The following is a 17,156-nucleotide window of genomic DNA, read 5'->3' as shown; positions in this document are numbered from 1 at the left end:
ATGTTCGACGTCAATGCAATCCGTGCCGATTTCCCGATCCTGTCGCGCACCGTGAACGACAAGCCGCTGGTCTATCTGGACAACGGCGCCTCGGCGCAAAAGCCGCAGGTGGTGATCGACGCGATCACGCAGGCCTATTCGCACGAATATGCCAATGTGCACCGGGGCCTGCATTTCCTGTCGAACCTGGCCACGGACAAGTACGAGGCGGTGCGCGGTACCATCGCACGGTTCCTGAACGCGGCCAGCGAAGACGAGATCGTGATGAATTCGGGCACCACCGAAGGCATCAACATGGTGGCCTATTCCTGGGCGATGCCCCGGTTGCAGGCCGGTGACGAGATCGTCCTGTCGGTGATGGAGCATCATGCCAATATCGTGCCCTGGCATTTCCTGCGCGAGCGTATGGGCGTTGTCCTGAAATGGGTCGATGTCGACGCCGACGGATCGCTGGACCCGGAGGCCGTGATCGCGGCCATGGGGCCACGCACGAAACTGGTGGCGATCACGCAGATGTCCAATGTTCTGGGCACCGTCGTCGACGTCAAGGCGATCTGCGCCGCCGCGCAGGCGCGCGGTATTGCCACGCTGATCGATGGATCGCAGGCGGCGGTGCACATGCCTGTCGATGTTCAGGACATCGGCTGTGATTTCTACGCCATCACCGGTCACAAGCTGTATGGCCCGTCGGGGTCCGGTGCGATCTATTGCCGTGCCAGCCGGTTGGCGCAGATGCGCCCGTTCCTGGGCGGCGGCGACATGATCCGCGAGGTCAGCCGCGACGCGGTGATCTACAACGACCCGCCGATGAAGTTCGAGGCGGGTACGCCCGGCATCGTTCAGATGATCGGACTTGGCGTGGCGCTCGATTACATGACCGGCATCGGCATGGAGGCCATTCACGCACACGAGATGGCGCTGACGGCCTATACGACGGAAAAGCTGCATGGCCTGAACTGGCTGAACGTCCAGGGCAATGCACCGGGCAAGGGCGGCATCTTCAGCTTTACGTTGGACGGCGCGGCCCATGCGCATGACATTTCGACCATCCTCGACAAGAAGGGCGTGGCGGTGCGCGCCGGGCATCATTGCGCGGGTCCGTTGATGGAAACGCTGGGGATCGCCGCGAGCTGCCGTGCCAGCCTGGCCATGTACAACACCGAAGCCGAGGTGGATGTGCTGATCGAGGCGCTGGAACTGGCGCACGACCTTTTCGCGTGATCCCGGCCCGGCATGTCCCGCCCACCATGTGAAGGCTGAGCCCCCGATAGGGGGCCAGCCGGCATGCGCCAAAGGGCGGAGTGCGCAAAAGGCACCGACAGTCACGGCGTGAAACGGCGTTCTGCGGCGTTGGATTGGGCAATAGCGACATTGGACCTGTCGTTTTTGACCCGGTGGGTTCCCATGTGGCGGGAACGGGCCTAGGCTTGGGTCAGTTTTCCACATCCGCAGGAGCGTTCCATGACCCTTTTGACCGAAGCCGACGAAATTTCGCAAATTGCATTCGGGTTCATGGGGTCCAAGGCGTTGTTCGCAGCGCTGGAACTGAAGGTGTTTTCGCATCTGGCACAGGCGCCGATGACGGCCGCCGCGCTGGCCGAGGCCGAAGGCATCCACGAAGATCGGGCGATGACCCTGCTGACCGCGCTGGCGGGGCTGGGTCTGGTCAGTGTCGAAGATGCCGTCTTTTCCAACTCTCCCGCCGCCGAGGCCTTTCTGGTCAAGGGGGCCAAGTACGATTTTGGCGACTACATCCGCCTTCAGGTCGGCAAGCAGATGTACCCGCTGCTGGACCAGATCGAAGGCGCCCTGATGGGCACGATGGAAGAAGGCACGACCCAGAGCTATGCCGATTGGTTTTCCGACCCCGAAGAGGCACGGCTGTATTCCGAAAGCCAGCACGCCGGATCGCTGGGCCCGGCACGGCAACTGGCCCGAACTCTGGATCTGTCGGGGGGCAAGGCGCTGCTGGATGTCGGGGGTGGCACGGCAGCCTTTGATATCACGCTGTGCAAGGCGTTTGACGATCTGACGGCCACCGTGCTGGAGTTTCCCAATGTCGCCAAGCTGGGCCGGCGGTATGTCGAGGAGGCCGGGCTGAGCGACCGCATCACATATCAGGACGGCAACGCGCTTGAGGCCGAATGGCCCAAGGGGCAGGACGTGGTGCTGATGTCCTACCTGTTTTCCGGCGTTCCGGGCGAAACCCATGACGGGCTGATCGAAAAGGCGCTGTCGGTTCTGAACCCCGGCGGTATGATCCTGATCCATGATTTCATTGTCGAGGCGGACCGCACCGGTCCCTCTCTCGCGGCGCTGTGGCAATTGCAGCATACCGCCTTTACCCCCGAGGCGCGGTCCCTTGATGCGGGATGGCTGACACAGACATTGTCCGACGGCGGCTTTCGTGATGTGGCGATCCGCACGATGATCCCCGAGATGACCATGCTGGCGCAGGCCGTCAAAGCCTGACGCGAAATGCGTGACGTGATCGCCTGCGCCTGATGTGGCCAAGCCCGGGTATTCCAAGCCCGGTTGATCCAAGTCCGGTTGATCCAAGTCCGGTGCGGGTGGAAAACTGCGCAATCGCGGTGCGCAGGCCATTGCAGAGATTTCAGCGAGCCGTTATAGACGCCCGCAGGCACCCATAGCTCAGCTGGATAGAGCGCTGCCCTCCGAAGGCAGAGGCCATAGGTTCGAATCCTATTGGGTGCACCATTTTCCCCTGAAAATTCAACACCTTGACCGCGGGCTGCCTTTGCCGGTCGATCCCTGTTTGATGGTGCAACCTTGCCTTTGGGCGACGCGTTTCTGGTTGGCGCAGGGCGATAATTCTGTGTGCGCCCCAGATCGGACCCCGCTGCGAGAACAAGGTCTTGTCATACGCGTTGACCTTGAAATGATCGGACGGGACCTCGATAACCGAGCTGTCCTTGCGGGCATGTGACGCCGTGCGGGGAACACGATATTGATGGCGAGCCAGGGTCGTCGCGGCCCGGTCCTGCCGGTACAACAGTCGAGATACGATCATCGCCATGCAGCCAGATTTCGCCAGTGTTTTTCCTTTGCGCGTCGGGCGGGTTCACGAATGCTGCGGGCTGGGGTCCGCCGCGTTTGCGGCGATGGTCGCGGCATCGGGGCAGGGCGGAGCGTTGTGGATCCGCCCGGAGCAGCGTCAGAAAGAGGCACTGTATCCTGTCGGTATCACGTCGGTATTTGAGCCGTCCCGTATGCTGATGGCGCAGACAAAGACCGAGGTCGACAGTCTTGCCGTGGCCGAGGAAGCGCTGCGCGATGGCGCGCTGTCCTGCGTTCTGATCGACATCACCCGCCCGCTGGATCTGCGCGAAGGGCGGCGGCTGCAACTGGCGGCAAGGGCAGGTGGCACGACGGGGCTGTGCCTGATCCCCGAGGGGATGGGGTCCAACGCGGCTGAGACGCGCTGGCGGGTGCGCCCGCTGTTCGATCCCGAGAGCGAAGTTTCGACCCTGATGCGATGGGAGATCATAAAGAACAAGGCGGGTATCCTTGGCGTCTGGAATGTGCGCTGGTCGGATGAGGCGCGTCGTGTGCAGGTGGTGCCCCCTGAGGACGCCAGGTCAGGCTCCCAGGGTCAGCACACCCAAGGCCCGCGCGGCTGAGGCACCTTGCCCGCCGTAGCATCCCGGCCTCCGTTCCCTTCAGGAGGCAGAGCGTCTTTGCGGCGTGAGGGGCGGGGCCAAGGGGCGGCACGTGCCGGGGTCAGAAATCCCCCGCGGCGCATTGCAGGCAGGTCAGTCCGGCCTCGCGCCAGAAGGCGACGACGGCGCTTCTGTCATCGACGACAAGCCAGGGCTGATACCCGTCGGCGCGTATCCGGTCGAGCGCGCTGCGCTTTACCTCCGGATCGCTGGCGCCATCTTCGTCGCGGCGGCGCAGATAGAGCGCGTCATAGGGAATTTCCATTTGTTCGAGCCATTTCGCGGTATGGGACCGCCACCCATCGGGGCGCCCTGAACACAACACGACCGCATTGCCCTGCGCCCTGAGCGTGTGCAACAGCCGTGCGACGGGGGCGATCAGCGCGGCGGAGGCCATCTCTTCGTGAAAGATTTGCCAGTGCTTGACCGCGCCATGCACCAGATGGCCCAGACGATCAGCGTCAAATTCGGCCAAGGTGCCATCGATATCGAAAATCACGCAATCCATCGGGTGTCTTTCTGTTCCAGCAGGGTTTCACGCCAGCCCTCGGGGGTGGGGGAAAACAGGTAGGGGGTGGTGTTTGCGGGCGAGGGACCGTCGGCGGCCCCGCCGGTCAGGTGGCGCGCGGCCCTGATGACGCCCGAATGGGCGACGCAGACAGGCAGGCGACCGGCCGCGGCATCCTGCGCGACCGCAATCGCGGCGCAAACCCGACCGATCATGTCTGGCCAGGCCTCTCCCTGCTCGGGCGTCTGATCGCGCGGCAGGAGCTGGGACACCGGGCGGCCTTCCAGAAGCCCCCAATCACGTTCGCGCAACCCCTCGAGCAGAACCGGGCTGTGATGCGGAAAGGCCAGGCGGGCCGTTTCGCGCGCCCGCTGCTGGGGACTGACGAATAGCATCGTATCGGCGGGCCATTCCCAACCCGACAGCGCCTGCGCGGCGCGGCGGCCCACCTGTGTCAACTGTGCCTCGGTGCGGCCCGCGACAAGATGGTCGCGGTTGGCATCCGTCTGGCCATGGCGGATCAGCACGAAGGGCCGGGCGCGCAGCGTCACAACAGGCACCTTTCGTTCAGCACGAGATCCGCCTGAAAGCGCGGTTCGAGCAGGTAATCCTCGGGTTGGGAGCAAAACAGCGGCGCGTAGCGGTGTGCATCCAGACGGCGCACCATCGCGATCTGATCCGACAGCGGGGGATGGACGTTCCAGCGCAGAAATTGCCCGCCTTCGGCTGCGATGACCCGCGCATGGGCCGTCATATGCCCCGTGAACAGCACCATCGCCTGCCGTCCCAGCCGGCCATCGTCATGCCAGTCGCGCACCAATTGGGCCGCCATGCCGGCATCCGCGTTCGGCGTGTCGCAGAGCAGAAAGCGTGCGTCCGGGTCAAAGCCGCGATCCAGCAGCGGCGCAAGCAGCTGTGCCGCGCTGCTGAGGCTGCCGCTGTGCAGTGCTCGGTCAACCGCCCTGCGGCAACTGTCGTCGAGGCTGACCGCGCCGTGCCGCATCAGGTGCAGCGCCAGTTCGCCAGCGCGGCCCGAGGGCGGCACCGGAAACAGGATCTGCCGATCCTGATGTGCAAGGAGCATCTGATCGAGCGCCAAGATGCGCTGTGACTGGGCGATGTCATCAAGGTGGTAGGAGGAATCGATCAATGCCGTCTTTGCACGGGGCGGCGGATCAAAGGCGAACCAGGTGCTTTCCTCGGACCAGTCACCGGAAAAGAACAGGCCGTCCCCGAGATCGAAATGAAGCCAGACGCCGCCCAACGCATGGCCATTGCGCCCCGTGGTCACACGGACGCCGTCGATGACGCTGCGGCCATTTTCAGGCAAGGCCACGACGTTGCTGCCGGGCGGCAGCGCGCGGGCGGTCTGGGCGGTGCAATGGATCGGCAAGCCGGCGGTGACCGCATGGGCGGCACCGCCGATGTGGTCGATATGATCATGGGTGATGAACACGCGCTGCGCGCCCTCGATCCAGGCGGGGTTGAAGGGCGAGGTGGCTTCTGGCCCGACGCCCACGTCCAGCACCCACAGGGCCTGACCCGTCCACAGACGGATGCAGGCCGGGCCCTTTTCACCAAGCCCCGACAGAACCTCGATCCAGGGGGCGGTCCGATGGCTGTTGTCAGGCATGGGCCAGCGCCCGCTGCATCGTGATCACGCCGCCAGGATCGCGGAACGCCCAGAGATCCTGAAGCCTGATGCCGACGGTTTCGCCGATGCGGGCGCGCTGGCGGGCGAAGGCGACAAGGGTTTCGCCGGCGGTGTCCAACGTCAGGCGGAATTGCCCGCCGAGGTAGGTGCAGCCGGTCACGCGCGCGCGCAACGGCGCATCTTCGCTGATCGCAATCGACTCGGGGCGGATGCTGACGTGGCTCGGCTCGGGCGTGGCGCTGCGCGACAGGACCTCCTGCCCAAGGACATTCAGCACCAGCCGGGCCCCGTCGGTCTGTCCGGTGCAGCGGGCCGAGACCACGGCACCGTCCCCGACAAACCCCGCGACAAAGCAATCCACGGGTTCGCGGTACAACACCTCGGGCGCGGCGAATTGCCGGATCCTGCCCGCCGCCATCACCGCAACCCGGTCGGCCAGGGCAAGCGCCTCGCCCTGATCATGGGTGACGTAGAGCATGGTGGCGCCCGTGCGGCGGTGGAACATCGAGAACACCTCCTGCATCGAGGCGCGCAGAGCGAGGTCGAGGTTGGCAAGCGGTTCGTCCAGAAGAACGGCGCGCGGGTCGAACACCAGGCAACGGGCCAGGGCGACGCGCTGGCGCTGACCGCCGGACAATTGCGACGGCATCCGTTGCGCCAGGTCGCTGAGGCCCGTCAGGGACAGCGCCTCGGCCACGCGCGCCTGACGTTCGGCGCGTGGCACGCGGCGCACCTCAAGCGGGTAGGCGACGTTTGCGTAAACGCTCTTGTGCGGCCAAAGCGCGTAGGATTGAAAGACGATGCCGACGCCGCGATCCTCCGGCGGGACGAACTGGCCCGCACCGGCCACCGTGTGACCGCCGATCTGGATCTCGCCCGCGCTTGGGTGTTCAAAGCCCGCCGTCAGGCGCAGCAACGTCGTCTTGCCACAGCCCGACGGCCCCAGCAGCGCGACGAATTCCCCCGACGTGATCTGCGCATTGATGCTGTCCAGCGCGGCAACACCGTCGAACTGCTTGGAGAGGTTGGAAAAGCTCAGCTCTGCCATGGGATGACACCTTTTGGAAAACGCTTTGCCCCGGCCTGAACCAGCCCCATGAGCATGACGATGAGAAGCACGATGGACATCGCCAGGGCCGAGGCCATGACGGTTTCGCCGCTGTCTTCGAGGTTGTAGATGACGACGCCCAGCGTTTCGGTGCCGGAGGACCAGAGCAGCGCCGACACGGTCAGTTCATTGACCGCCGTCAGGAAAACCAGGATCGCCCCGGCGGCCGCAGACGGGGCCGCGAGCGGCAGAACGATATCGCGCAGACGCCGCGACAGGCGCGCGCCGACACTGGCCGCGGCCTCCTCCATCGCCGGATCCAGCTGCGCGATGCTGGCCTGGATCGGGCGCAGCATCACCACGAAAAATCGCGCCAGGTAGGCCAGCAGGATGATCCAGATCGTGCCGTACAGCGTCATGTCGGTGAAGGGCAGGTTCAGAAAGGTCAGGATGCAGGCGATCGACAGGACAACGCCCGGCAGGGCATAGGGCAGGTCGATCAGCGCATCCAGAAGACGGCTGAGACGGTTGGCGCGACGCTCCATCAGCCAGGCCAGCGGCAGGCTGATCACCAGCAGGATCGCCGCCGCGGAGGTCGCGAGCATCAGCGAGTTGCCATAGGCGCGCCGCGTGCCGGGCTGAATGAAAAGCACCTCTTTCCACGCATCGAAGGTGGCGGAGGCAAAGGTCAGTGGTACGCCGTAGGCCGGGATGAGCGAGGTCGCCAGAAGGGCGAACAACGGCAGGCCGAGGATCACGAAGATGAAGCCCCAGAGCAGGATTTCCACCGCCCCGCGTCCCCGCCCGAGCGACAATGCCAGGGGGTTGCCGGACAGGCCGACCAGCCCGAACCCCTTGCGCGACAGAACATAACGGCTGACCAGGATACCCAGGATTGCAACGGCCCCGATCAGCAGCGACAGCACCGCAACCTCGGGCAGGACAGACGGGCCCATGCCGACAAGGCGCTGGTAGATCAGCGTCGGCAGCGTCGCGTAGCCTGCCGGTATGCCCAGCATGGCGAGAATTCCGAAATTGCCCAGGGCAGTGACAAAGGCCATCGCACCGCCGGCAATCAGCGAAGGCATCGACAATGGCAGCACGGTTTGCGCCCAGACGCGCAGCGACCCGGCGCCGGACATGCGTGCGGCCTCGACCAGATCGGCGGGGATCATGCGCAGGCCGGCCCGCAGGGTCAGGAACACCAGCGACGCGTGCTGAATGCCCAGCAACAGGATGATGCCACCGGGCGAATGCAAGGGTTGCGGGCTGCCAAGGGGCGGCGCAAGCCCCAACACCTTCAGCAAGGTCGAGGACGGACCGGCCATCTGCATCCAGGCCAGCGCCGTGATCTGCGGCGGGATCATCATCGGGACCATCAGGCAGAACACCAGCGCCCCCTTGCCCCGGATATCCGTCAGCGCGACCAGAAAAGCAAAGCTGGCGCCGATCAGGACCGACAGGACCGTCCCGCCGCCGGCGGTGATCAGGGAGTGCAGCAGGGCGGTGCCGGTCGAGGGCCGCGACAGAACCGTCGCCAGATGCGCCGAGGTCAGGCCGTCGCCAAACCCGATCCCCTCAAGCAACAGGCGCACGACAGGGCCGAGCGCGATCAGCGCCACCGGCAGCAGGATAAGCGGCAACAGCCGGTCCAGGGACCGGCTGCCACCCTTGGCGAAAGCGGGCGTTTTCATTGGACGCCGAACACCTCTGCAAAGCGGGCCTTGTTGGTGTCGGTGTCTGCCAGTGCCTTGGCGGGGTCGAAGGCCATCAGCTTGATGTCGTCACGTGCCGGGAACCCCTCGGGGCTGGCCACGCCGTTGCGCGCGGGGATATAGCCCATGTCGACCACGAGATCCTGTCCCTTTTCGCTGAGGACGAAATCGACGAACTTTTCGGCGGCATCCATGTGCCTGGTGCCTGCCATGATCGCGACGGGTTCGGTCACGTAGGACACGCCCTCGGTCGGGAAGACGAAGTCGACGGGCGAGCCTTCGGCCTTGGCGCGCACCGCCATGTAGTCGACCAGCACACCATAGGGTTTTTCACCCGATGCGACGGCCTTGAAGGTGCCGCCGTTGCCGCCTTCGGCGCGCGTGTTGTTGTCTGCGAGGGCCTTGTAATACTCCCAGCCCAGGCCATCGGTTTCGGTCAGCGTCGCGAGGTGGATCAGGGCGGCGCCGGAATAGAGCGGCGACGGCATGGCGACGAGGTTCGCCATCTCGGGCTTGGCAAGATCGGCCCAGGAGGTCGGCACGGCGTCTGCGCCGGTGTTGTAGACGATGCCCGTGGTGATCAATTTGGTCGAATGATAGTACCCGTCCGCGCTGTAGAGCGAGGGGTCGTAGGCCGCTTCCTCGGGCGAGGCATAGGCGGCCAGCTGACCCGCCTGCGCCAGACCTTCGAGGGTGACGGTGTCTGCGATCAGCAGCACATCGGCCTGCGGTTGACCGGCCTCGATCTCGGCGGTCAGACGTGCCATCAGCTTGGTCGTGCCATCGCGCACCCAATCGACCTCGATTCCGGGGTTGGCGGCGATGAACGCATCCACGGTCTGCTGCGCATCCTCGTTGGGTTGCGACGTATAGAGCGTCAGGGTTTCGGCGCCCGCCAGGGTCGGAAGCGTCAGGGCGAGGGTAGCGGCCAGAAGGGAACGGGACATCGGAGTCTCCTGCTAAGGTGCATTTTCGTTCGAAAGATCAGAATCTCGATTCGTCTCTCTTGGAGGCTTGGTAGCGGCTTCACATGACAGTTCTACAACAAGGGGATATTTTTATTTTCCGGCGATTTTGTTGAGTTTGCGGAGGACCCGATGTAGTTTTGAGGCGGAGCAACTAGGTTCGAGCGAAAATCATGCCCAGCGAAGCCGCGCGACGTCGTGACCGGATCGTCAACCTGCTGTCCAGTTACGGAGAGCTCTCTGCATCGGCCTTGTCCGAGATGTTGGGGGTGACGGTCCAGACGCTGAGATCCGACCTGCGCGCGCTGGACGACTCGCATATCGTCAAGCGCCGTCACGGCGGGGCCAGCCTCGCCGCGGGAGAGAACATCGACTATCAGCCGCGCCTGGCCGTGTCCCGGCAGGAAAAGAACAGGATTGCCGCCGCGGTCGCCGGCATGATTCCGAACGGCGCCACGGTCGCCCTGGGAACCGGCACCACGGTCGAAGCCGTGGCGCGCGCCCTGGTCGGGCACGAAGGCCTGACGGTCGCCACCAACAACATCCACGTGGTTCTGGCGCTGCGCATGGCCGAGGACATCACCATCCTGTTGGCAGGGGGCAAGGTGCGCTTGCGCGATCTCGATCTGATTGGCGCGGAAAGCCGCGAGTTTTTCGACGGGCTGCGCTTTGATCACGCCGTCTTTTCCGTCGGAGGCGTGTCCGAGACCGGAGACCTGCTGGATTTCAATCTGGACGAGATCCGCGCGCGCCAGGCGATTTCCGCCTGCGCAAGAGAACGCACACTGGTGATCGATCACGCCAAGATCGGCCGAACGGCGCCACACCGCTGGGGCCGGGTGCATGACCTGGAACGAACAATTTGCGGAGGCCCGTTGTCACAGGGTCTGAAGGCCGCCGGCGAGGAAAGCGGCTGTGATTTCATCGAGGTCTAGTCGCGGCCTGCGGCAGATCGAAACCTGGGCGGCGCAAGACAGGCCCCTTAAATCAGTGTGAATGCGACGCAGAACCGGGGGCCTGTGACAGGTCCCCGGGTGTTGGGCTGTTGTCGCGCCACATGCGGCGCTCAATCGAGATCAGCCGGTATAATCCGCGTCTGCAACCTTCTCCAGCCAGGTGACGGGCGTGCCGTCGATGCTCTCCTGGACCGCGATATGCGACATGGCGGTCTCAGGTCCGGCGCCATGCCAGTGCTTTTCCCCGGCCGGGAAAAAGACCACATCGCCGGCGGTGACCTCCTCGATCGGGCCGCCATCGCGTTGAACACGACCGCGACCGAACGTGATGATGATGGCCTGTCCCGCCGGATGCGTATGCCATGCGGTGCGGGCCCCGGGTTCGAAGGTGACGTGGGCGGCGCTGGTGCGCCCCGGCAGGTCGGCCTGGAACATCGGATCGATCCGCACGGTGCCGGTGAAGTAATCGTCGGGACCGGGGGTGGATGGCGTGCTGCCGCTTCTGGTGATCTTCATCTAGTCTTTCCATTCATATGGCGACGGGGCACATCGGCCCCGCCTCGGGATTTCAATTTGCACGGCTTTCGAAGACCTGACGCGCGACGGGCATCGCCGAGAACACCCTGGGCCAACAGGCATCGAAGGCAAGATGGGGGATGGTTTCCGACAGTTCCGCCGGGGTCACGCCCGCGTCGAGTGCAAGCGCGGCATGACGGCCGACGGAGTCTGCTTCGTGACGCGTGACAAGTGCTGCGAATGTCACCGGCGCGCGGTCGCGCAGCGACAGTGCGGCGTCGGTCCGGACGGTGCCGCAGAGGTCATTGACGGCATAGGCCCCGAGAGCCGGCGCCACTGTCGCCACGGCGTCGGGAAGTGTCCGCGCGCCCCCCCCTGCGCCGAGTCGGCGGAGGTCGCGAGGGCAAGGGCGGATGCAACGAATTTGGTTTTCATCGAGTCGTCCCCTGTGTCCTGGAGTGGCCAAGCAGCCTAGGCGAGGAGGCTTAGGCGAGGTGGCCCTCAAAGAAGGATTGCAGGCGGTCGAAGGGGATGATGTCCTTTTGATCATAAAGATCGCAGTGATCCGCGCCGTCGATGATCATCAGTTCCTTCGGTTCGGCCGCTGCGGCATAGGCGTCTTCGCTCAGATAGCGGGAATGCGCATCGGAACCGGCGATGAGAAGGGCCGGGCGGGGCGAAATCTCGTCTATGTAGGTCAGCAGCGGCATGTTCATGAAGGACATGGGCGACGTCACGTTCCAGCCACCGTTCGAGTTCAGCGAACGCGAGTGATAGCCACGGTCCGTCTTGTAATAGCCGTGGTACATGGTGATCACCGGGTCATCGATGCCGTCCAGCGTGTCGGGCAGCCCGCCCGCCAGTTTGGGGGCGTCATCCGAGGCGGCATCCTCCCACCTCTGAAGGCTCATCGCCGCCAGGGTTTCGGCGCGCTGTTCGTCGGTCATCGCATCATAGTAGCCCTGCGCGTTGACGCGGCTCATGTCGTACATGGAGGTCACGGCGACGGCCTTGACCCGCTTGTCCGGGGCCGTTGCATTCAGTGCCATGCCGCCAAAGCCGCAGATGCCGATCAAGCCGATACGCGTGCGGTCGACCGCGGCATTCAGCCCGAGGAAGTCGACCGCGGCCATGAAATCTTCGGTATTGATATCAGGCGAGGCAACATAGCGGGGCATACCGCCGCTTTCCCCGATATAGGAGGGGTCGAAGGCCAGGGTGGCAAAGCCGCGTTCGGCCATTTCCTGGGCATAGAGTCCCGCCGCCTGTTCCTTTACCGCGCCGAAGGGGCCCGCGACGGCCAGTGCCGGCAGCGGCGCGTCACCGCGATCTTTCGGCAGGTAAAAGTCACCGACAAGGGCAATGCCGTAGCGGTTGGTAAAGCTGACCTTTCGATGGTCGACGCGGTCGCTCTCGGGAAAGGTCTTGTCCCAGTTGGCAGTCGCTTGGGCGAGCGTGGCCTCAGCACTCAGGGACGCGATGGCAAGCGCGGCGGCGCCCGTGCCGGATGCAATCAGCAGGTTGCGACGGGCAGGATTTTCGGGATCGGTCGGGGTGTTCGCGGTGGACATGTCAGTCCCTCCTTTCGGGTGTCTGTTCTGCCTTGCAATCTGGAGCGGCACCCGGCACCGGAAAAGGCGGCCCCATCTTATGCTTGCCATGAATCCGATTCATGCTTGTCGACGTTTTTTCCTTTGCCTTGCGTGGCGGATTGCCCCAGAAAACCGGGATCGAAGGAGGCGACACCATGGACCGCGAATTGCTGGGCGATCTCTCGACCCTACTTGCCGTTACCGAAGAAGGTAATTTCACGCGTGCGGGCCACAGGTTGGGTGTGTCGCAGTCCGCCGTCAGCCACACGATCCGGCGGCTGGAGGACAAGATCGGTGTCCGCCTGCTCAACCGAAGCGCCCGCAAGGTCACGGCCACCGATGCGGGCGAACAGCTGTTGGCGGCGCTGCGCCCCAGCTTTCAGCAGCTTGGCAATCGTATCGAGGAAATCCGCACGTTGGGCGAACGGCCCTCGGGCCTGGTGCGGGTGACGTCCAGTGCGCCCGCCACGCGCGACATCCTGTGGCCGGTGGCATCGCAACTGGTGCGTGATTATCCCGACGTGCGGATCGAGATCAGCAGCGAAGGGCGGCTTTCGGACCTTGCCGAGGATCGGTTCGACTGTGCCATCCGCCTGGGGGAACATCTCAGTCCGGACATGATCGCCGTGCCGGTCGGACCGCAGCTGGAAATGGCCGCCGTAGCCAGCCCCGCCTATCTTGCGCGGCGTGGCACGCCCGAGCACCCGGACGATCTGGATGCCCATGATTGCATCATGATGCGCCACCGTTCCGATGGCCCCACCTATGACTGGGAGTTCGAGATCGACGCGGATGACGTGGTCAAGAAGCTGTCAGGTCCGTTCATCCTGAATGATCCGGGCCTGGTGCTGGAGGCGGTGCGGGCCGGGCACGGGATCGGCTATCTGCCGCTGCCCGAAGTTCGCGCCGACCTGGAGAGCGGCCGTATGCGACGGGTGCTGTCGCCGTTCTGCCCGCCCTTTGACGGCTACCACCTGTGCTACATGGGACGGCGCAACCTCAGCTCGGCGCTGCGGCTTCTGATCGACCGTTTGAAAGCCCAAAGAGCATGATTTTCACTCATGCATCTGCGCGGCGATTGTCACCTTGCCGCCCATCGCATTCACCGCGCCTTTTCATCGTTTCGGCCTGCGGATCGAGGAGGGCGGGCGGCCATAGAGGGTCTGAAACACCGTGTTGAAGCGTCTGACGCTGCCGAAACCCGATCTGAACGCAATGTCGGTGATCGGCAGCGTCGTTTCGTCCAGAAGGCGTTTTGCCCGCCCGATGCGCAGCGTTTGCGCGGTCTGAAGGGGCGAGGCGCCGACATGTTCCGCGAAGAGGCGCGACAGGTGCCGTGCGCCGACCCCCAGACGATCCGCCAGCGCGCCGACAGAGCCGGTGTCCAGCGCGCCATCTTCGATCAGCTTCAGGGCGCGCTCTACCGTGGTCTGCGTTCCTTTCCATGCCGCGCAGAACGGCGCCGTTTCCGGGCGGCACCGCAGGCAGGGGCGATATCCGGCCTGTTCTGCGGCCGCCGCAGTGGCAAAATAGCTGACGTTCCTGGTCAGCGGGTGCTTTACCGGGCAAACGGGGCGACAGTAGATCATCGTGGTGCGAACGGCCGTGAAGAACTTTCCGTCAAACGCCGGATCGCGCCTCAGTCGTGCTTCGTTGCATGTGTCGAAATCAAGCATGTCGGAAGATTAGGGACGAAATCGCATTTTTGCGAGCATGGACAGATGATGAGGTCCGAAAAGGGCGAGTGCCCGGGCGGGCGAGGCTGTAGCTGTCGGGGCATACAACCGCAATTTGGATATATCGGATGCGCATGACACCACGGGACTGGTCGTTCCTTTTTCTGTTGTCCCTGTTGTGGGGAGGTTCGTTCTTTTTCGTGGGCGTGGCCATTCAGCAGCTTCCGCCGCTGACCATCGTCGGCCTGCGGGCCGGATTGGCCGCGCTGACCCTCGCCCTGATCCTGTGGCTGCGCGCAGAACGGTGGCCCTTTGCCAGGGGTGTCCTGCTGCCGTTCTTTGTCATGGGGTTACTGAACAACCTGATGCCATTCAGCCTGTTGTTCTGGGCGCAGACGATGATCCCAAGTGGTCTGGCCTCGATCCTGAACGCATCGACACCGATCTTTTCCATCATCGTGGCGCATTTCCTGCTGATGGATGAACGTATGGCGGCGAACAAGGCGGTCGGAATCCTGTTCGGTTTCCTGGGTGTGATCGTCTTGCTTGGCGGCGATCTGCTTGGCGGAGCCAGCATCGCATCGCTGGGAATACTGGCGTGTCTCGGGGCGGCGCTGTCATATGGTTTCGCCAGCGTCTACGGGCGCAGGTTCAAGGCGATGCAGCTGACGGCCACGCAAGTTGCATTCGGGCAGCTGAGCGCGACCACCCTGATGATGGCGCCGATCGTATCGATCATTGACCAGCCCTGGAAGCTGCCAATGCCTGGTACGCCAGTGATTGTGGCGATCCTTGCGCTGGCCATCGTTTCAACGGCCCTGGCCTATGTCATCTTTTTCCGCATTCTTGCGTCTGCCGGGGCGGTAAATGTTGGTCTGGTCACGCTTCTGGTGCCGGTCAGCGCGATCTTGCTGGGCACGTTCGTACTGGGGGAGGATCTGGCGCGGCGCCACTATTTCGGAATGCTTCTGATCAGCATCGGCCTGTTGGCGATTGACGGACGCGTCTTGGATCGTGTTGCGGCAGGGCGCAGAGCAGAACGAGGTGACGGCGCGGCTGGCCAATGACACGCCCCATCGGATTGAACTGGGTCGCCTGAAAGATGGCCCTGCAACAGGGCGAACGTCAGGCCGAATTTCGACGCTGAACCGTGGCGAGATTTCGGCGGCAATGCCAGGATTCGGGGCACATGTCTGGCGCTGTTGCAACCGCACACATTGAAGAGCAGGCTGGAGCGACACGTTCAACCGACACGGACCGACGAGATGCAGATGGGGCTGAGTGATGAACAACGCGGCGTTGCAACCGGAATGGCGTATGCCTGCGTCAGCGTGGTTGCTCTCTGGGTCGTCGCATGGGGCATTCCGGCGCAGGATGCAGGCGTCGGCGGGCGTCTGTGGATTCTCGGCGGTGCGTTGCTCGGCCCGGGGAGTGCGCTGGCGGCAGGTGTCGGCTTTGTCGCACGGCATCGCTTTCTGCACGACACTGCAATCGATGGGCAGAACCCACCCGACGATATCAGGCTGGCCCGGGCCCATGCCTATTTGAGCAACACGGTCGAGCAGGCGCTGCTTGCCGCGATGGTCTATCCCGCCCTGGCATTCGGGCTGTCAGCCGACTGGATCGGGGTTCTGCCGCTCTTTTCGCTTGCCTTCGTGGTCGGTCGGATCGGATTTGCCATGGGCATCGGACGACCCGCGCGGCATCGGGCCTTTGGATTTGCGCTCACATTCTATCCGACGATGTCGGGTTTGTTCGTGGCGATCATCCTGATGCTATCCTCGTTCCTGCGGTAGAGGGTGCAAGCCGTAAGGTCTGGCACATTTGAAATCCTGCGGCGGCCCGGGGGTATCGGGCAGCGCGTGCATCGGCCATGTCAGTGAACCTGTTGCTTGATGCAGGGCATCGCGTCTGCCACTGGCAAAAGCCGCGGGTGTCGTCCTTGGTCTGTCCAAGCGGCGACACGCCGTCACGCGATGCGCGACGTGTCATCACCGTGCCGCGATGGACATCGCTATTTGTTCGGCGTCGCCCAGCAGAGCAAGATCCACACCATGAGAGAACCCCAGCGCGGCCGCGCATTCCAGCACCTTGCGGGTATCTATGTTGCCGGGTGCGCCGGGCGCGTATGGGCAACCACCCAGACCGCCGACGGAGGCGTCGAAGGTGCGCAGACCGAGGTCGAGCGCGCGCACGACCAAATCACCGGCCAATCCATTGGTGTCATGAAAGTGTCCCGCCAATCGATCTGCCGGAATGTCGTGCAGGAGCGGTTTCAGTACGTTGCCGAGCGTATCCGGCGTGCCGGCGCCGATGGTGTCGCCCAGGGAAACCTCGTAACAGCCGATCTCAAGCAGTCTTTCCGCCCAGCGGTGCACCTGCGCGGGCGGCGTCGGCCCATCGTAGGGGCAGGCGATCACCGCGGAGAGATAGCCGCGCACCGGCAGACCTGCTTCGGCACTGCGCTGCATCACCGGGGCGAAACGGGCAAAGCTTTCCTCGATCGAACAGTTCAGGTTGGCGTGACTGAACCCTTCGGAGGCGGAGGCGAAGATCGCGATTTCATCACAGCCTGCGGCCAGTGCGAGGTCAAGGCCGCGTTCATTCGGGGTCAGGGCGGCATAGGTGACACCCTGCTGGCGATTGATCCCGGCCATCACGTCGCCTGCATCCGCCATCTGGGGCACCCAGCGCGGGCTGACAAAGCTGGTCGCCTCGATCTTGCGCAAGCCGGCCCGGGCGAGCGCGTCGATCAGGGCGATTTTCGTCGCAGTTGCAACCTGCACCCCAAGGCTTTGCAAACCGTCGCGGGGGCCGACCTCGAAAACCGTGATGGTGTCGGACAT

The 17,156-nt window shown here is 64.1% G+C and carries 18 protein-coding genes and 1 tRNA gene; 8 read left to right on the top strand and 11 right to left on the bottom strand.

Going from position 1 to position 17,156, the window contains the following annotated elements:
* The 4 genes from DL237_RS00650 (at position 1) to DL237_RS00635 (ending at position 3,641) form a co-directional block, all read left to right on the top strand.
* A complete protein-coding gene (locus DL237_RS00650) occupies positions 1-1,221 on the top strand; it encodes a cysteine desulfurase (RefSeq protein WP_119397083.1) in 1,221 nt (406 codons plus the stop codon).
* 240 nt (positions 1,222-1,461) lie between these two features.
* Positions 1,462-2,472: a methyltransferase family protein gene (locus DL237_RS00645; RefSeq protein ID WP_119397082.1), complete on the top strand. Its 1,011-nt coding sequence runs from the start codon at positions 1,462-1,464 to the stop codon at positions 2,470-2,472.
* A 169-nt stretch (positions 2,473-2,641) separates the two neighbouring features.
* Positions 2,642-2,718, top strand: a tRNA-Arg gene (locus DL237_RS00640).
* A gap of 317 nt (positions 2,719-3,035) precedes the next feature.
* On the top strand, positions 3,036-3,641 hold the full coding sequence (locus DL237_RS00635) for an ImuA family protein (RefSeq protein ID WP_119397081.1): 606 nt from the start codon (positions 3,036-3,038) through the stop codon (positions 3,639-3,641).
* A 100-nt stretch (positions 3,642-3,741) separates the two neighbouring features.
* Here the strand turns inward: DL237_RS00635 and DL237_RS00630 are convergent, their stop codons facing one another.
* The 6 genes from DL237_RS00630 to DL237_RS00605 are packed head-to-tail and all read right to left on the bottom strand — an operon-like array spanning position 3,742 to position 9,552.
* Entirely contained in the window at positions 3,742-4,188 is a 447-nt protein-coding gene (locus DL237_RS00630) for a phosphatase domain-containing protein (protein WP_119397080.1), read from the bottom strand.
* Entirely contained in the window at positions 4,176-4,748 is a 573-nt protein-coding gene (locus DL237_RS00625) for a histidine phosphatase family protein (RefSeq protein ID WP_158585569.1), read from the bottom strand. Before DL237_RS00625 ends, DL237_RS00630 begins: the two co-directional genes overlap by 13 nt.
* Positions 4,736-5,821 carry an MBL fold metallo-hydrolase gene (locus tag DL237_RS00620; protein ID WP_199671892.1) on the bottom strand — a complete coding sequence of 362 codons (1,086 nt, stop codon included), beginning with the start codon at positions 5,819-5,821 and terminating at the stop codon, positions 4,736-4,738. Before DL237_RS00620 ends, DL237_RS00625 begins: the two co-directional genes overlap by 13 nt.
* Positions 5,814-6,890, bottom strand: a complete 1,077-nt coding sequence (locus DL237_RS00615) for an ABC transporter ATP-binding protein (RefSeq protein ID WP_119397079.1) — start codon at positions 6,888-6,890, stop codon at positions 5,814-5,816. The genes DL237_RS00620 and DL237_RS00615 overlap by 8 nt, the downstream gene beginning before the upstream one ends.
* Positions 6,878-8,584, bottom strand: coding sequence for an ABC transporter permease (locus DL237_RS00610; protein WP_119397078.1), 1,707 nt, complete (start codon positions 8,582-8,584; stop codon positions 6,878-6,880). The genes DL237_RS00615 and DL237_RS00610 overlap by 13 nt, the downstream gene beginning before the upstream one ends.
* The gene (locus DL237_RS00605; RefSeq protein ID WP_119397077.1) at positions 8,581-9,552 is read right to left on the bottom strand and encodes an ABC transporter substrate-binding protein; all 972 of its coding nucleotides are present in this window, start codon (positions 9,550-9,552) and stop codon (positions 8,581-8,583) included. The genes DL237_RS00610 and DL237_RS00605 overlap by 4 nt, the downstream gene beginning before the upstream one ends.
* A 191-nt stretch (positions 9,553-9,743) precedes the next feature.
* On the opposite strand from DL237_RS00605, the gene DL237_RS00600 reads away from it, so the two are divergent.
* Complete coding sequence (locus DL237_RS00600) at positions 9,744-10,505, top strand: DeoR/GlpR family DNA-binding transcription regulator (RefSeq protein ID WP_233544814.1); 762 nt, start codon at positions 9,744-9,746, stop codon at positions 10,503-10,505.
* Between the two features lie 141 nt (positions 10,506-10,646).
* Here DL237_RS00600 and DL237_RS00595 read toward each other — a convergent pair whose 3' ends face one another.
* The 3 genes from DL237_RS00595 to DL237_RS00585 form a co-directional block, all read right to left on the bottom strand.
* Positions 10,647-11,042 (bottom strand): (R)-mandelonitrile lyase, encoded by a 396-nt coding sequence (locus DL237_RS00595; protein WP_119397075.1) that lies wholly within the window; start codon positions 11,040-11,042, stop codon positions 10,647-10,649.
* Between the two features lie 52 nt (positions 11,043-11,094).
* Complete coding sequence (locus DL237_RS00590) at positions 11,095-11,388, bottom strand: carboxymuconolactone decarboxylase family protein (protein ID WP_233544813.1); 294 nt, start codon at positions 11,386-11,388, stop codon at positions 11,095-11,097.
* 139 nt (positions 11,389-11,527) lie between these two features.
* Positions 11,528-12,613, bottom strand: coding sequence for an alpha/beta hydrolase (locus DL237_RS00585; protein ID WP_119397074.1), 1,086 nt, complete (start codon positions 12,611-12,613; stop codon positions 11,528-11,530).
* A 101-nt stretch (positions 12,614-12,714) separates the two neighbouring features.
* Here DL237_RS00585 and DL237_RS00580 point away from each other — a divergent pair, with 101 nt between their 5' ends.
* Entirely contained in the window at positions 12,715-13,686 is a 972-nt protein-coding gene (locus DL237_RS00580) for a LysR family transcriptional regulator (RefSeq protein ID WP_233544812.1), read from the top strand.
* Between the two features lie 63 nt (positions 13,687-13,749).
* Here the strand turns inward: DL237_RS00580 and DL237_RS00575 are convergent, their stop codons facing one another.
* On the bottom strand, positions 13,750-14,310 hold the full coding sequence (locus DL237_RS00575; protein WP_119397073.1) for a bifunctional transcriptional activator/DNA repair enzyme AdaA: 561 nt from the start codon (positions 14,308-14,310) through the stop codon (positions 13,750-13,752).
* Between the two features lie 128 nt (positions 14,311-14,438).
* Here DL237_RS00575 and DL237_RS00570 point away from each other — a divergent pair, with 128 nt between their 5' ends.
* Both DL237_RS00570 and DL237_RS00565 read left to right on the top strand, forming a co-directional pair.
* Entirely contained in the window at positions 14,439-15,377 is a 939-nt protein-coding gene (locus DL237_RS00570; RefSeq protein ID WP_233544811.1) for a DMT family transporter, read from the top strand.
* A gap of 204 nt (positions 15,378-15,581) precedes the next feature.
* A complete protein-coding gene (locus DL237_RS00565) occupies positions 15,582-16,106 on the top strand; it encodes an MAPEG family protein (RefSeq protein ID WP_149884248.1) in 525 nt (174 codons plus the stop codon).
* 195 nt (positions 16,107-16,301) lie between these two features.
* On the opposite strand, the gene DL237_RS00560 is transcribed toward DL237_RS00565, so the two are convergent.
* Positions 16,302-17,156, bottom strand: coding sequence for a hydroxymethylglutaryl-CoA lyase (locus DL237_RS00560; protein ID WP_119397071.1), 855 nt, complete (start codon positions 17,154-17,156; stop codon positions 16,302-16,304).

Source organism: Pseudooceanicola sediminis, assembly GCF_003575965.1.
Lineage (GTDB): Bacteria > Pseudomonadota > Alphaproteobacteria > Rhodobacterales > Rhodobacteraceae > Pseudooceanicola > Pseudooceanicola sediminis.
The sequence above is the reverse complement of the archived record's forward strand: the minus strand, read 5'-3'. Positions and strand labels throughout refer to the sequence as shown.

What these genes read in the sequence shown, in the direction of transcription:
- DL237_RS00620 (WP_199671892.1), bottom strand. Translation starts at nt 5,821, where the DNA reads ATGCCTGACAACAGCCATCGGACCGCCCCCTGGATCGAGGTTCTGTCG.
- DL237_RS00630 (WP_119397080.1), bottom strand. Translation starts at nt 4,188, where the DNA reads ATGGATTGCGTGATTTTCGATATCGATGGCACCTTGGCCGAATTTGAC.
- DL237_RS00595 (WP_119397075.1), bottom strand. Translation starts at nt 11,042, where the DNA reads ATGAAGATCACCAGAAGCGGCAGCACGCCATCCACCCCCGGTCCCGAC.
- DL237_RS00580 (WP_233544812.1), top strand. Translation starts at nt 12,715, where the DNA reads ATGCTTGTCGACGTTTTTTCCTTTGCCTTGCGTGGCGGATTGCCCCAG.
- DL237_RS00605 (WP_119397077.1), bottom strand. Translation starts at nt 9,552, where the DNA reads ATGTCCCGTTCCCTTCTGGCCGCTACCCTCGCCCTGACGCTTCCGACC.
- DL237_RS00615 (WP_119397079.1), bottom strand. Translation starts at nt 6,890, where the DNA reads ATGGCAGAGCTGAGCTTTTCCAACCTCTCCAAGCAGTTCGACGGTGTT.
- DL237_RS00600 (WP_233544814.1), top strand. Translation starts at nt 9,744, where the DNA reads ATGCCCAGCGAAGCCGCGCGACGTCGTGACCGGATCGTCAACCTGCTG.
- DL237_RS00650 (WP_119397083.1), top strand. Translation starts at nt 1, where the DNA reads ATGTTCGACGTCAATGCAATCCGTGCCGATTTCCCGATCCTGTCGCGC.
- DL237_RS00560 (WP_119397071.1), bottom strand. Translation starts at nt 17,156, where the DNA reads ATGTCCGACACCATCACGGTTTTCGAGGTCGGCCCCCGCGACGGTTTG.
- DL237_RS00585 (WP_119397074.1), bottom strand. Translation starts at nt 12,613, where the DNA reads ATGTCCACCGCGAACACCCCGACCGATCCCGAAAATCCTGCCCGTCGC.
- DL237_RS00645 (WP_119397082.1), top strand. Translation starts at nt 1,462, where the DNA reads ATGACCCTTTTGACCGAAGCCGACGAAATTTCGCAAATTGCATTCGGG.
- DL237_RS00570 (WP_233544811.1), top strand. Translation starts at nt 14,439, where the DNA reads ATGCGCATGACACCACGGGACTGGTCGTTCCTTTTTCTGTTGTCCCTG.
- DL237_RS00565 (WP_149884248.1), top strand. Translation starts at nt 15,582, where the DNA reads ATGGGGCTGAGTGATGAACAACGCGGCGTTGCAACCGGAATGGCGTAT.
- DL237_RS00610 (WP_119397078.1), bottom strand. Translation starts at nt 8,584, where the DNA reads ATGAAAACGCCCGCTTTCGCCAAGGGTGGCAGCCGGTCCCTGGACCGG.
- DL237_RS00635 (WP_119397081.1), top strand. Translation starts at nt 3,036, where the DNA reads ATGCAGCCAGATTTCGCCAGTGTTTTTCCTTTGCGCGTCGGGCGGGTT.
- DL237_RS00575 (WP_119397073.1), bottom strand. Translation starts at nt 14,310, where the DNA reads ATGCTTGATTTCGACACATGCAACGAAGCACGACTGAGGCGCGATCCG.